The sequence below is a fragment of the Leucobacter luti genome (assembly GCF_019464495.1).
Taxonomy (GTDB): Bacteria; Actinomycetota; Actinomycetes; order Actinomycetales; family Microbacteriaceae; genus Leucobacter; species Leucobacter luti_A.
Genome location: NZ_CP080492.1, coordinates 420311 through 434100, shown reverse-complemented (window position 1 = coordinate 434100; position 13790 = coordinate 420311). Strand labels below are relative to the sequence as shown.

Genomic DNA, 13790 nt, shown 5'->3' with positions numbered 1-13790 from the left:
GGACCTCCTCGCAAGTGGGGCCCGGTTTCGGACGTGCCCCTACCGTTCTTTCGCAGCCTACCGGGTTCGGCTGGATCCCCGATACCCCTGATTGCGACGATGCCATGCCGGGAATGCGGTGGCGCCTCCACTACCCTTAAGAGAGTTCACTTCGTCGATGTGAGGAGCACTAGTGACACAGATTCTTGAGCCGGGCAGTCTGGCCGGCCGCCGCGCGCTTGTAACCGGGTCGTCCCGTGGCGTGGGCGCGGACACCGTCCGGTACTTCGCCGAAGCCGGCGCTGACGTGGTGGTCAACTTCCGCAATAAAGCCCCTCGGGCGGAAAAGCTCGCGACAGAGCTTCGTGAACTTGGCGTTCGCGCACTCGTACAGGGCGCAGATCTCACCGATCCCGAGTCCGTCGCCGGAATGATGGGCGCGGTCTCAGAGGAGTTTGGTGGGCTCGACATTCTCGTGCTGAACGCCTCGGGCGGCATGGAGGGCGGTATGGCGGAGGACTACGCCCTGCAACTCAACCGTGACGCGCAGCTGTCGGTGCTCGACGCGGCGCTGCCGCTGCTGAGCGAGGGCGCACGCGTGGTCTTCGTGACGAGTCACCAAGCGCACTTCATCCGCACCACGCCAACGATGCCGGAGTACACGCCGGTTGCGCTGTCGAAGCGCGCAGGCGAGGACGCGCTGCGCGAGCGCATTCCCGCACTTGCTGAGCGCGGAATCGAGTTTGTCGTCGTGTCAGGTGACATGATCGAGGGCACCGTCACCGCGACGCTGCTCAACCGGATGAACCCCGGTGCGATCGAGGAGCGCCGCGAGCAGGCAGGGCGGCTGTACAACGTGGCCGAGTTCGCGGCCGAGGTGGCCCGGGCCGCCGTCGCACCCGTGCCGGCTGACCACACGCACCTCGTGGGAGACACCTCGAGTTTCGGGGCGTAGCACTCCCGCATCGGGAGCTTCGTGTCCCGATTTCGGGAACATAGAGCCCGATCACGCCCGCAGCACCCCGCGCCGGAGTTCGATAGTTGGAACGCATGTTCACGCGTTTTCGACTGTTGAACTCCGGCGTTGCTGTCTCCAGAAATCACTCGGTTTCGGTGCGGCGACGCATGTGTTTCGATCGCGTTACAGGGCGATGTCCTGTTCGGCGAATGTCACAAGAACCCGCATGATGTTCGGTGTTACTGCGGAACTCACCGAATTGCATGTAGAAAGTGCGACGGTCGATTCGTTTCACCGAAGAAACGAGTGGTAGATTCAAGTTCCCGCCTTCGGGGATGCAACTGCAATCGGGCCGGCGCGAGCCGGCGCCGTCGTCCTCCCCTCCGGCTCCGCACGGGTCGCCGACGTCCCGCCGAGAGAAAGGACGTCGATGAACGCTCGCACCGCACTTCCGTCAGCCTCCACCGCCGTCACCGGATTCCCGCTCGCACAGGGCCTGTACGATCCCGCCGATGAGCGGGACGCCTGCGGCCTCGCATCGGTGGTCTCGCTCACGGGTGAGCCGAGCCACGAGATCGTGCGGCTGGCCCTCGAAGCGCTGGAGAACCTTGAGCACCGTGGCGCCGTCGGATCCGATGCTGGCACGGGTGACGGTGCAGGGATCCTGAGTGACCTGCCGGATGCGTTGATCCGCAGCGAACTCGCGGCGCAGGATCCGTCCCTTATGCTGCCGCCGCTCGGAGGCTACGCAGCCGGACTCGCTTTCCTGCCGCAGGCCTCAACGGAACGCCAGGCTGTGCGGTACCGGATCGCAGCGATCGCCGCAGAGGAAGGCCTCTCCGTGCTCGCGTGGCGCGCCGTTGCAGTGCGACCCGAAGTGCTGGGGGGCAGCGCACTGGATGCGGCCCCCGTCATCGAGCAGCTCATCGTGGTTCCCGCTGCCGGATCAACGCTGGATACCGACTGGCTTGAGCGCCGAGCATTCCGTACCCGCAAGCGGGTGCAGCACGAGACCGGCTGCTACATGCCCTCATTCTCTGCCCGCACCATCGTCTACAAGGGCATGGTCACCACGCTGCAACTGCCCGGTTTTTACCTGGAACTGAGCGACGAGCGCTTTGCCTCGCGGTTCGCGATCGTGCACTCGCGCTACTCCACGAACACCTTCCCGTCGTGGCACCTGGCGCAGCCGCTGCGCATGGTCGCGCACAACGGCGAGATCAACACGGTGCGCGGAAACCGGAACTGGATGCGCGCCCGCGAGGCGCAGCTCGAGTCCGAACTGCTCGGAGATGTGCGGCAGTTGTTGCCCATCTGCTCAGACGGTGGCAGCGACTCGGCGAGCTTTGACGAGGTACTTGAGCTGCTGGTCATGGCGGGCCGCTCCCTGCCACACGCGCTGTCTATGATGGTGCCCGAAGCGTGGGAATCCGAGACCGGGCTCGCGCCGGAACTCGTCGACTTCCTTGAGTACCACTCGCTGCTGATGGAACCATGGGACGGGCCTGCCGCGATGATCGCGACCGATGGCTCTGAGCTGGTGGCGTTGCTCGATCGCAACGGCCTGCGCCCCGGGCGGTACCTCGTGACCACTGACGGCCTGCTCGTGATCGCGAGCGAGACCGGGGTCCTCGACGTCGCGCCCGAGCAGGTCGCGCATCGTGGACGGCTGCAACCCGGCCGCATGCTCGCCGTCAACCTCACCACCGGGGTGATCCGCGATGACGAAACCGTCAAGGCAGAGCTCGCGGGGGCGCACCGTGGGGTGAATGGCTTGACCAAGGCCGGATCCGGCTCTCGGAGCAGCCCGAGCGTGAGCACCTCGTACACCCACCAGCCTCAATCGCCCGCCGCCAGCGCACCTTTGGCTACACCGAAGAGGAACTGCGCCTCCTGCTCACGCCGATGGCGCGCGACGGGATCGAGCCGCTCGCAGCGATGGGCACCGACACGCCGATCGCTGCGCTCTCGGCCAGGCCACGGCACCTGCACGATTACTTTGTCCAGCAGTTCGCCCAGGTCACCAATCCGCCGCTCGATGCGCTCCGCGAGGAGTTGGTGACGAGCCTGCGCGCCGGCATGGGCCCACAGGAGAACCTCCTCACTCAGTCGGCGGATCATGCGCGCCAGGTGATCCTTGACTTCCCAGTGATCGACAATGATGCCCTCGCCAGGATCCAGCACTTTGGCGACGATCCCGAGAAAGAGCGTGCCGTCACTATTCGCGGGCTGTATGCCGTCGACTACGGCGCCTCCGGGCTTGCTGACCGGCTAGAGGCGATGTGCCGCGAGGCGAGCGCGGCGACGGCGGCAGGCGCCGAGTTTCTCATTCTCTCGGATCGCGACTCCAATAAGGATCTCGCTCCGGTGCCCTCGCTGCTCGCCGTCTCCGCGGTGCACCACCACTTGATCCGCGAGGGCCAGCGTATGCGCGTCGCGCTGATCGCCGAGTCGGGGGATGTACGCGAAGTGCACCACGTGGCGGCGCTCATCGGCTACGGCGCTGCAGCGGTCAACCCGTACCTCGCCATGGAGACTGTCGGCCTACTCGTCCGTGACGGGTCGATCGCCGGACTGACTGAAACCGAGGCGATCGCGCGGCTGATTAAAGCGCTCGGCAAGGGCATGCTCAAGGTGATGAGCAAGATGGGGATCTCAACGGTCGCGTCCTACTGCGGCGCGCAGACCTTCGAAGCAATTGGCCTCGCCCAGCCGCTCGTCGATCGCTACTTCACCGGCACCACCTCCCGGCTCGGTGGCGTCGGCCTCGACGTGCTTGCGGCAGAAGTCGCGGCGCGGCACCGCGCAGCATACCCGGATGATCCGGCAACGCTCGCGCACAAGGTGCTCGAAACCGGCGGCGAGTACCGCTGGCGCCGCGGTGAAGAACCGCATCTCTTCGATCCGCAGACGGTGTACAAGCTGCAGCACGCCACCCGCACAGGGAAGCGCGAGATTTTCGCCGAGTACACCGCGCGGGTGAACGAGCAGCAGGAGCGCCTGATGACCCTGCGCGGCCTCTTCCGGTTCGCGCCGCAACGGCCCCCGGTGCCGCTCGATGACGTCGAGCCTGTCTCGGAAATCGTTCGCCGCTTCGCAACGGGCGCAATGAGCTACGGCTCAATCTCACCCGAAGCGCACGAGACGCTCGCGATCGCGATGAACCAGCTCGGTGGCCGTTCCAACACCGGCGAGGGGGGCGAAAGCGAGGAGCGGCTCCTGGATCCGGCACGGCGCAGTGCGATCAAGCAGGTCGCGTCCGGCCGCTTCGGCGTGACAAGCCTGTACCTCACGAGCGCTGACGAGATCCAGATCAAGCTCGCACAGGGCGCAAAGCCGGGCGAGGGCGGACAGCTGCCGCCGGCGAAGATGTACCCGTGGATCGCACGCACCAGACATGCGACGCCCGGTGTCGGCCTTATCTCGCCGCCGCCGCACCACGACATCTACTCGATCGAGGATCTGAAGCAGTTGATTTTCGATCTGAAGCGCGCAAACCCTGCGGCGCGGATCTCCACGAAGCTCGTTGCACAGAGCGGGATCGGCCCCGTTGCGGCCGGTGTCGCGAAAGCGCTCTCCGATGTGATCCTGATCTCCGGTCACGACGGTGGTACCGGCGCGAGTCCCATGAACTCGCTGAAGCACGCTGGCTCGCCATGGGAACTCGGCCTCGCTGAGGCACAGCAGACGCTGATGCTCAACGGCCTCCGCGAGCGCGTGGTGCTCCAAGCAGACGGCCAGCTGAAGACGGGCCGCGATGTGGTTATCGCCGCGCTGCTCGGCGCGGAAGAGTTTGGCTTTGCGACGGCTCCACTCGTCGTGTCGGGCTGCATCATGATGCGCGTGTGCCACCTCGACACCTGCCCGGTCGGCGTTGCCACACAGAATCCCGAGCTGCGGGAGCGGTTCACCGGCCAGGCGGCACACGTAGTGAACTTCTTCACTTTCATCGCCGAGGAGGTGCGCGAAATCCTGGCGAGCCTCGGCTACCGCTCAATCTCGGAGGCAGTGGGCGATACTGCCGCGCTCGACGTCGCAGATGCGATCACGCACTGGAAGGCGGCAGGGCTCGACCTGACACCAGTGCTGCGCGGCCCCAGCTTCGCGGCGGACGAGCCTCGTAAGTACGGTCGGGCGCAGGATCACGAGCTGGAAACGCACTTCGACGTGCAGCTGATTGAGATGGCCGCCGACGCACTCGCCGAGCGCAACCCGGTGGCGATCGACCTGCCGATCCGGAACGTTGACCGCGCCGTTGGCACGCTGCTTGGTCACGAGACCACGAAGCGCTTTGGCGCTGCCGGGCTCGCGCCAGACACGATCGGGGTGAGCCTGACCGGCTCAGCCGGCCAATCGCTCGGCGCATTCCTGCCGTCCGGCATTTCGCTCCGGCTGATCGGCGACGCGAACGACTACGTCGGCAAAGGCCTCTCGGGCGGCGAGATCGCGATCCGGCCCCACCCGGACTCGGCACACGCCGCGACCGGAAACGTGATCGCCGGCAACGTGATCGGATACGGCGCGACCAGCGGTGCGCTCTGGATCGCCGGTGTCGTCGGCGAGCGGTTCCTGGTGCGCGGCTCAGGAGCGACCGCGGTGGTGGAGGGCACGGGCGATCACGCGCTCGAGTACTTCACCGGTGGCTTTGCCCTCATCCTTGGCCCGACTGGCCGGAACATCGGGGCGGGCATGTCTGGGGGCGAGGCGGTGCTGCTGGATCTCGATCCGGCGAACGTCAACGCGGCTGAGCGCGCCTCCGGTGCGCTGTTGCTGCAGCGACTGGGCGGCCCGAGTGAGCCGGGGGCCGGCGAACTCGTGCCGGACGGAGATGCTCCGGGGCTGCGGGCGCGGATCCGGGAGCTGCTGCAGCGCCATGCTGAACACACCGGATCTGAACTCGCGGAGGCGCTCCTCGAAGCGTTGGCCACCGATCCAGAGCGCACCTTTGCCCGGTTCACGCGGCTGATCCCACGCGGCTACTCGCGGGTGCTGGAAATTCGAGAGCGCGCCAATGCGCAGGGCATCGACCCTGACGGCGAGCGGGTCTGGACTGAAATCTTGGAGGCGACTCATGGCTGATACCCACGGATTCTTGAAGGTGCGCGAGCGCGAGCTCGCGGCCAAGCGTCCCGTCGCAATTCGACTCAAAGACTGGCGCGAGGTCGTCGATCCCGCGAATCCTGCCGTCGTGGCACGGCAGGCCTCACGGTGTATGGACTGCGGCGTCGCGTTCTGTCACCAGGGCTGCCCGCTCGGCAACCTCATTCCTGAATGGAACGACCTCGTCTATCGTGAGCGCGGACGTGAGGCGATCGATCGACTCCACGAGACCAACAATTTCCCGGAGTTCACCGGACGTGCGTGCCCGGCGCCGTGCGAATCGGCGTGTGTGCTGAACATCAATCAGCCGGCGGTCACGATCAAGCAAATCGAGAACAGCATTATCGATCAGGCGTTTGAGCGGGGCTGGGTGGAGCCGCAGCCTCCCTCACGGCTGTCTGGCAAGACTGTCGCCGTGGTCGGGTCCGGCCCTGCCGGCCTCGCTGCAGCGCAGCAGCTTACTCGCGCTGGTCACACAGTTGCCGTCTACGAACGTGATGAGACACCGGGCGGGCTCCTAAGCTTCGGCATTCCCGATTTCAAGCTGGAGAAAGCGCTCGTGGAGCGCCGCATCGAGCAGCTCAAAGCTGAGGGAACCCGGTTCCGGTGCGGCATCGAGATCGGCCGGGACATGAGCTGGGTGGAGCTGCGTCGCCGCTTTGACGCGGTCGTCGTGGCGACCGGGGCGACGGTGCCGCGCGAACTGGCGCTGCCCGGACGGGAACTGGCTGGGGTGATGCCCGCCATGGACTACCTCACTGCGTCGAACCGGGTGCAATCCGGTGCTCTGGATGCGACCCCATTCGATGCCGCAGGGAAACACGTGATTGTGATCGGCGGGGGTGACACCGGGGCTGACTGCGTTGGCACTGCGCATCGTCAGGGTGCTGCCTCAGTCACGAATCTGGCGATCGGTCGGCAGCCGGGTGAGACACGGAGCGAGTCCCAGCCCTGGCCCGTGCACCCCACGCTCTTCGAACTCACCAGCTCGCATGAAGAAGGCGGAGAACGGCGCTATCTCGCGGCAACCGTTGAATTCGTGAGCGGGGACCGCGGGGGAGTTTCCCACGATTCCGGAGTGTCTGACGCGGCAGGAACCGTGACTGGGATCCGTGTTGCGGAGACTGGCTTCACCGAACAGGGTCGGGGGCCGATCCCCGGGACTGAGCAGTTGCTGCCGGCCGATCTTGTGCTGATCGCCATGGGCTTCACCGGACCGGAACCGATCACGGACCCTGGCTTGACGCTTGAGGTCGACGCGCGCGGGGCGTTTGATCGCGCAGCCGACTTCTCGACACCGCTTCCCGGTGTCTTCGTTGCTGGTGACGCCGGGCGTGGACAATCGCTGATCGTCTGGGCAATCGCGGAGGGGCGCGCCGCCGCAGCCGCCGTGGATCGCTTCCTCACCGGCGACACGGTACTCCCCAGCCCCGTGACCGCAAAAGATCGCGCATTCTCCTAATTGCCTGTTCCGGGGAATAGGGTGACGCTCACCCGGGTTTCCCCGGAACAGAGCCGCATGAATTGCGGATCGCAGTGACGAAGGGAATGAGCATGACGAAGGTAACCATCATTGGTGGCAGTGGATACGCTGGCTCGCACATTGCAGAGGCGGCAGCGGTGCGAGGGTTTTTCGTCACGAGTGTGAGCCGAGGTGAGGTGGCCCAGCAGCTGGGCGGAGTGAACTACACGACAGGCTCGGTGCTCGATCCGGCCGATCGTGCACGCCTGTTGGCCGATTCTGACGTGGTGATCGTTGCGGTCTCGCCGCGCGGAGACATGGCCGGCAAGGTGCGCCAGGCGATTGCAGAACTCGCCGTCGAAGCACAGGCCGCCGGGGTGCGCCTGGGCGTCATCGGTGGGGCAGGCTCGCTGCTGCAGGAGGAGGGTGGTGACCTCGTCATGAACGGTGCCGGATTCCCCGACGAGATCAAGGCAGAAGCCGCCGAAATGGGCGGTGTCCTGGATGATCTGCGTGCGACGCCTGAGGCTCTCGACTGGTTCTATGTCAGCCCGGCTGGCGGATTCGGGCCGTGGGCCGCTGGCGAGTTCACGGGCGATTTCCGTGTGGGCGGGGACGTGCTCCTCACTGATGCCGCAGGAAACTCTGCGATCTCAGGTGCCGACTTTGGCGTGGCGATCGCCGACGAGATCGAAACGCCGACGCACTCGCGCCAGCGCTTTACCGTCGCGTACTAACTCGGAAATCACCCTCTACCCTAGAGGGATGGAATCTGCGCTTCTGCACCGGCTTCGTGCCGACCTCGCCGCTGCTGAGTATCAGGTGACGAGTGTCACAGCGCTGCTCGGAGACGCCGCGGACGCCGCCCGGCTCCGCGGCGTCTTCGTGCCGGCGCAGCGCGCGCTTGCGGAGCGGGAACACACACCGCTCGCGCTGCTCGTGCGGCTCTTCCTCCTCGGAGAAGCCGTCACCCCTATTGCGCTCGACATGGCGCTGCCCGAACTGGGCGCAGCGGGCGCGCAAGAGCTCGGGCTGGTTGAGGAAGTGACGGATCCCGATCCTGCCCGTACACACTTTCGCGCCGCACTCTCACTCAACCCGGTCACGATCGTGGATTCGCGCGAGGCCGCGCCGCAGCAGTGGTGGGTACTCTCAGATCTCGACGATCAGCTCCGCCGAGGGCCGGCACGTCCAGATCACGTGATGGGGGTCGGGGGAGCGACCCGCTCACTGATCGCGCAGGCACCGGTCGGAGATGTGGCTCTGGCGCTTGATCTCGGCACCGGCTGCGGAATTGTCGCCCTGCACCTCACGCTTCGCGGCGGCAGAGTCATCGCCACCGATATCTCGGAGCGCGCGCTCATGCTTGCCGCGGCGAACGCGGTGCTCAACGGAGTCGAACACTCAATCGAGTTCAGGAAGGGGAGCCTCTTCGCCCCGGTGAGCAGCGAGCGCTTTGACCTGATTCTTTCAAACCCGCCGTTCGTGATCACACCGCGCACGGGGGACGGCCCAGTGTACGAGTACCGCGATGGCGGCATGGTCGGGGACGCCCTCGCAGCTGCGGTTGTCGAGCACGGCCCAGCGCAGCTCGTGCCAGGGGGCACCATGCTCTGCCTCGCGAATTGGGAGACTCCCTGGGGCGGCAACGGCCTCGGGAGAGTTACCGACTGGATCAACGCCTCTGCGGCGGGTCCGCTCACGGCGTGGGTGATCGAGCGGGATCGTTTGACGCCGGTGCAGTACGCCGAAACCTGGGCCAGGGACGGGGGCGCGCGCCCCGGATCTGCCGAGTTCGATGACCTGTTGGGTGCCTGGCTCGATGACTTTGCGATGCGCCGCATTGTCAGTGTGGGACTCGGTGCGATCCGGATCCGACGCGAGCCCGAAGAAGCCGCTCACACTTCGACGACCACCCAGCCAGGAACGCTCACGCACACGATCGTGCACGTCGAGCAGGCCACCGGGGCGCTCAGCACCGACGCGCTGGGGCGTGAGCTCGAGGCGGCATTCACGGCTGGCGCAATTGCGGCACGCATGAGTGATGAGGAAGTCCTTGCGACGCGCTGGGTCGTCTCGAACAGCGTGTCAGAGGAGCGGATCCACGAGCCTGGTCAAGAATCCCCGAGCGCGTTGACGCTCGTCACGGACCGCCCGATCGCACGTCGCGTCGCTGCCGACCCGTTGCTCGCTGCCGCGGTCGGAGCGAGCGACGGAGAGTTGACGCTCGGACAAATTGCGGACGCGCTTGCGACACTCCTCGAAGTGGATCCTTCCGCCGCGAGCGAGGCGGTGATTGCCGGAGCGCGCGAACTCGCCTGGCTGGGGATGCTCGCCCCACACGCCTAGTGGCCGTCGCAGTCACGCAGGAAAACCTCGCTCGTGCAGGGTGAGGTCGCGGCGGCCCCTCCTGCGCGAACTCGGATCTCCTGCCTGAGCTCGAAACGCGGCTGGCGCCGGTGCCCCCCTACCGCGGCCGCACACTCAGGCGAGCAGATCGATGAGGCCCCGTACGAGGGAGGCGGTGGCGCCTGCGAACGCAAGGATGATCACGAACCGGCGTACCTGGCTCGGGGTCACCAGCTTGAGGAGCCGCTCGCCAGCCGCAATGCCACCGAGCACGGCGAGCAGCACGACGACCCAAAACCACCACTCGGTTGGGGGCAACCCGCCCGGATCCAGCACGAGTTTGGAAATCGCCGAAGTCCCGCCGGTCAGAATGAAATAGGGCTGCAGCGTCGCGGCGAACGCGGTCTGTGGCCACCTGGTCAGCACAGCGTAGGCGCTTACGGCGGGGCCGCCCACTCCCGCCAGCGAATTGGTGAGGCCCGAAAGGAATCCGGCTCCCGCTCGGGGCCAGCGCAGCTCGGTCGAGAACTTATTGCCTGACAGGGTGAGAGACGCGCCGAGCGCAACGATCACGATCACACCGACCGCGACCGCCATCACCGCGGGGGAGAACAACTGCGCAACCCACGACCCGAGCAGTGCGCCCACCACGGCGAACGCGCCGAGCCAGCGGAACATGACCCAGTCAATGGACCGCCACACGCGCGGCAAAATCAGTGCGCTTGAGATCACCCCGAGCACGTTCACCAGCATGACTCCGGAGTGAGCGCCAAGCACGAGGGTCATGAACGGCGCTACCAACAGCGCGAATCCGAGACCCGCCATCCGCTGTGCGGCGGCCCCAATGAGGATGAGTCCGAGAATCAGCACCCCGGTCGTGATCGTCACGTGCACCTCCTGTGCAGAGCAGTGGACCCGAGCGCCGGGGTACTGCAGCGGGCGTGGCCTGCGCCGTGAACTGTGCCGCGCATGCGCCGCCTCTCGTCGGGGATCATCCCATCCTCGCAGACGCGCGCGGGGAAGCCGACCAGGCTCAGTAGAATGAGAGGGTGATGCGTACGACTGATCTCAGAGGGCGCGAGCTCTCCCGCAGCGATCTCCTCCAACTGGTGCCACGGGCAGCGCTCAGCGCCGACGTTGCCGTCGAACAGGTGCGCCCGCTTGTCGCCGCGGTTGCGGCACACGGCGAAATCGCCCTGCGCGAGCAAGCGCGCGACTTCGACGGTGTCTCCGGACATGCGCTCCGCGTACCAGCGGCGGCGATCACGGAGTCGCTCGAGGCGTGCCCGCCCGAGGTGTCCGCTGCGCTCACCGAGCTCATCGAACGTCTCCGCCGTGGTTCAGCCGCACAGGTTCCCGCATCGCAGGAGACCACACTCAGCGACGGCGCGGTGATCCGGCAGCGCTGGCAACCGGTGTCTCGCGTTGGCCTGTACGCACCGGGTGGCAAAGCAGCGTACCCCTCGTCCGTCATCATGAACGCCGTCGCCGCGCAGGTGGCAGGAGTTCCGAGCCTTGCGCTCGCGTCACCCGCACAGCGCGACAACGCTGGTCTGCCACACCCCGCAGTGTTGTGGGCGGCCGCACTCTGCGGGATCGACGAGGTCTACGCGATCGGCGGGGCTGGCGCAATTGCTGCCTTCGCACACGGCGTGCCCGAGATCGACCTCGAACCGGTCGATGTCGTCACCGGTCCGGGCAACGTTTTTGTCGCTGCAGCGAAGCGTGTCGTCAGTGGGCTCGTCGGCATCGACTCTGAGGCAGGCACGACGGAGATCCTCGTCATCGCCGACGACAGCGCAGATCCCCGCTTTGTTGCTGCCGACTTGATTAGCCAGGCGGAGCACGACGAGGCAGCGGCGTCGGTGCTCGTGACAGACTCCGCAGCGTTTGCTGAGCGTGTTCAGGCGGAGATCGCGTCGCGTGCACCCCGTACCCGGCACGCCGAGCGGGTTGCGACGGCATTGAGCGGGCCGCAGTCGGCCGTGATCCTCGTCGACAGCATTGATGTCGCCATTCGCGTGAGCAATGCCTACGGCCCGGAACACCTTGAGATCCAGACCCGCGACGATGAGCTCACGCTCGCCGGAATCACCGACGCTGGCGCTATTTTCATGGGTGGGTATACACCCGTGAGCCTGGGGGACTATCTCGCGGGATCCAATCACGTGCTTCCAACTGGTGGCACCGCGAGATTCGCCGCGGGACTCGGCGCACACACCTTCTTGCGCCCCCAGCAAATCGTCAGCTATGACCGACACTCGCTTGCCATCGCCGAGGCGCCACTGCTCGCGCTCGCCGGAGCTGAGGGGCTGCCCGCGCACGGCGAGGCCGTGAGTGCCCGCTTTGAAGAGGAGACTGCCTAGTGCACTGCCCATTCTGTCGCCACACTGACTCTCGCGTGATCGATTCCCGGACCGCAGACGACGGTCTCTCAATTCGACGCAGGCGCCAGTGCCCCGAGTGTGGTCGTCGTTTCACTACGACCGAAACCGCCAGCCTCACCGTGATCAAGCGGTCAGGCGTCGTTGAACCCTTTAGCCGTGAGAAAGTCATGAGCGGTGTCCGCAAGGCGTGCCAGGGCCGCCCGGTGACGGAAGCGGATCTCGCCGTCCTTGCTCAGCAGGTTGAAGAATCGGTGCGCTCCAGCGGGATCGCGCAGTTCGACGCCAATGAGATTGGTCTCGCGATCCTGCCACACCTGCGCAAACTCGACGAAGTTGCGTACCTGCGCTTCGCCAGCGTCTACCAGGCGTTTGAATCCCTCGCCGATTTCGACGAAGCCATCGCGGAACTGCGTGAACACCCCGAGGTTCAGCCGAATCCGGCTTCGATCATCCCCACCCCGTCACAGGAGTAATCCGAATGCGTTTCTACCCGCTGCTGTTCTCCACCGTGCTGCGACGGATGGATCCAGAACCCGCGCACCACCTCGCGTTTCGGGTGATCCAAGCGACGCCGCTGCTGGGCGGTATCGTGCGTCGTTGGTGTGGTGCCGATCCCTCGCTTCGGGTGCGCACGCTCGGACTCGAGTTCCCGAGCCCCTTTGGGCTTGCCGCCGGCTTCGATAAGAACGCCTCGGGCATCGCAGGTCTTGGGGCGATCGGATTCGGCCACGTCGAAGTTGGCACGCTCACGAGACACGCGCAGCCCGGCAACCCCAAGCCGCGCATGTTCCGGCTCGTGGGGGATCGTGCGCTCATCAACCGGATGGGATTCAACAACGGCGGCTCCGCCGCGGCTGTCCCGCGGATCGAGCGTGCGCGGCTCTCCCGACATCGGCCAGTGATCGGTGTGAACATCGGGAAGAGCCGGATCACCGAGGTCGAGAATGCCACGCAGGACTACGTGTGGAGCACCGAGCGGCTCGCGCCGATCGCTGACTACCTCGCGGTCAACGTGAGTTCACCCAACACGCCAGGGCTGCGCGGTCTGCAGGAAGTGGAGCTGCTTGAGCCGCTGCTCGCGGCCGTGCGAGAGGCCTCCGGACGCACTCCGCTGCTGGTGAAGATCGCTCCCGATATGGACGACGAGCAGATCGACGGGATCGTCGCTCTTGCGGTGCGACTCGGGCTCGACGGGATCATCGCAACAAACACGACGGTGTCGCGCTCGGGACTCGAAGCACCCGTGGCTGAGATTGAACGTATGGGTGCTGGCGGTCTCTCAGGTGAGCCGCTCAGGGCCCGCTCACTCGAGGTGCTCCACCGCATCCGGCGCGCCGAGCCCAACCCGGAGTTCTGTGTGATCTCAGTTGGGGGAGTGAATACCGCCGAGGATGTGCACGAGAGGCTGCGAGCTGGTGCAACGCTGGTGCAGGGGTTCACTGCGTTTATCTACGAAGGGCCGCTGTGGGCGCGGGCGATCAACCGCGGCCTCGTGCGCGCAGGTTTTCGGGGCAACGCAGCGGCATAGCCCCACTGCCGTACACACAGCTGAGGC

General features: G+C 66.1%; 8 protein-coding genes and 1 pseudogene. 8 read left to right on the top strand and 1 reads right to left on the bottom strand.

Annotated elements, in window-relative coordinates; all coding sequences use genetic code 11:
• Nucleotides 1–172: 172 nt before the first annotated feature.
• The 5 genes and pseudogenes from K1X41_RS02035 (at nt 173) to K1X41_RS02015 (ending at nt 9848) form a co-directional block, all read left to right on the top strand.
• Nucleotides 173–934 (top strand): SDR family oxidoreductase, encoded by a 762-nt coding sequence (locus K1X41_RS02035; protein ID WP_132203545.1) that lies wholly within the window; start codon nt 173–175, stop codon nt 932–934.
• A gap of 433 nt (nt 935–1367) precedes the next feature.
• Nucleotides 1368–6016: pseudogene (gene gltB / locus K1X41_RS02030) on the top strand (glutamate synthase large subunit).
• Nucleotides 6009–7499: a glutamate synthase subunit beta gene (locus K1X41_RS02025; RefSeq protein WP_220175202.1), complete on the top strand. Its 1491-nt coding sequence runs from the start codon at nt 6009–6011 to the stop codon at nt 7497–7499. The pseudogene gltB and the gene K1X41_RS02025 overlap by 8 nt, the downstream one beginning before the upstream one ends.
• 92 nt (nt 7500–7591) lie before the next feature.
• Nucleotides 7592–8236: an NAD(P)-dependent oxidoreductase gene (locus K1X41_RS02020; RefSeq protein WP_220175201.1), complete on the top strand. Its 645-nt coding sequence runs from the start codon at nt 7592–7594 to the stop codon at nt 8234–8236.
• Nucleotides 8237–8264: 28 nt separating this feature from the next.
• Nucleotides 8265–9848: a DUF7059 domain-containing protein gene (locus tag K1X41_RS02015; RefSeq protein ID WP_220175200.1), complete on the top strand. Its 1584-nt coding sequence runs from the start codon at nt 8265–8267 to the stop codon at nt 9846–9848.
• Nucleotides 9849–9983: 135 nt separating this feature from the next.
• On the opposite strand, the gene K1X41_RS02010 is transcribed toward K1X41_RS02015, so the two are convergent.
• Nucleotides 9984–10736 (bottom strand): sulfite exporter TauE/SafE family protein, encoded by a 753-nt coding sequence (locus K1X41_RS02010; RefSeq protein WP_132203535.1) that lies wholly within the window; start codon nt 10734–10736, stop codon nt 9984–9986.
• A gap of 164 nt (nt 10737–10900) precedes the next feature.
• Here K1X41_RS02010 and hisD point away from each other — a divergent pair, with 164 nt between their 5' ends.
• From hisD to K1X41_RS01995, 3 genes are read left to right on the top strand one after another with little or no spacing between them, the layout of a single operon-like run.
• On the top strand, nt 10901–12214 hold the full coding sequence (gene hisD, locus K1X41_RS02005; protein ID WP_133616844.1) for a histidinol dehydrogenase: 1314 nt from the start codon (nt 10901–10903) through the stop codon (nt 12212–12214).
• A complete protein-coding gene (gene nrdR, locus K1X41_RS02000; RefSeq protein ID WP_132203533.1) occupies nt 12214–12708 on the top strand; it encodes a transcriptional regulator NrdR in 495 nt (164 codons plus the stop codon). Before hisD ends, nrdR begins: the two co-directional genes overlap by 1 nt.
• Before the next feature lie 5 nt (nt 12709–12713).
• Nucleotides 12714–13763, top strand: coding sequence for a quinone-dependent dihydroorotate dehydrogenase (locus K1X41_RS01995; RefSeq protein ID WP_133616710.1), 1050 nt, complete (start codon nt 12714–12716; stop codon nt 13761–13763).
• Nucleotides 13764–13790: the final 27 nt, after the last annotated feature.

What these genes read in the sequence shown, in the direction of transcription:
- K1X41_RS02025 (WP_220175202.1), top strand. Translation starts at nt 6,009, where the DNA reads ATGGCTGATACCCACGGATTCTTGAAGGTGCGCGAGCGCGAGCTCGCG.
- K1X41_RS02020 (WP_220175201.1), top strand. Translation starts at nt 7,592, where the DNA reads ATGACGAAGGTAACCATCATTGGTGGCAGTGGATACGCTGGCTCGCAC.
- K1X41_RS02015 (WP_220175200.1), top strand. Translation starts at nt 8,265, where the DNA reads ATGGAATCTGCGCTTCTGCACCGGCTTCGTGCCGACCTCGCCGCTGCT.
- hisD (WP_133616844.1), top strand. Translation starts at nt 10,901, where the DNA reads ATGCGTACGACTGATCTCAGAGGGCGCGAGCTCTCCCGCAGCGATCTC.
- K1X41_RS01995 (WP_133616710.1), top strand. Translation starts at nt 12,714, where the DNA reads ATGCGTTTCTACCCGCTGCTGTTCTCCACCGTGCTGCGACGGATGGAT.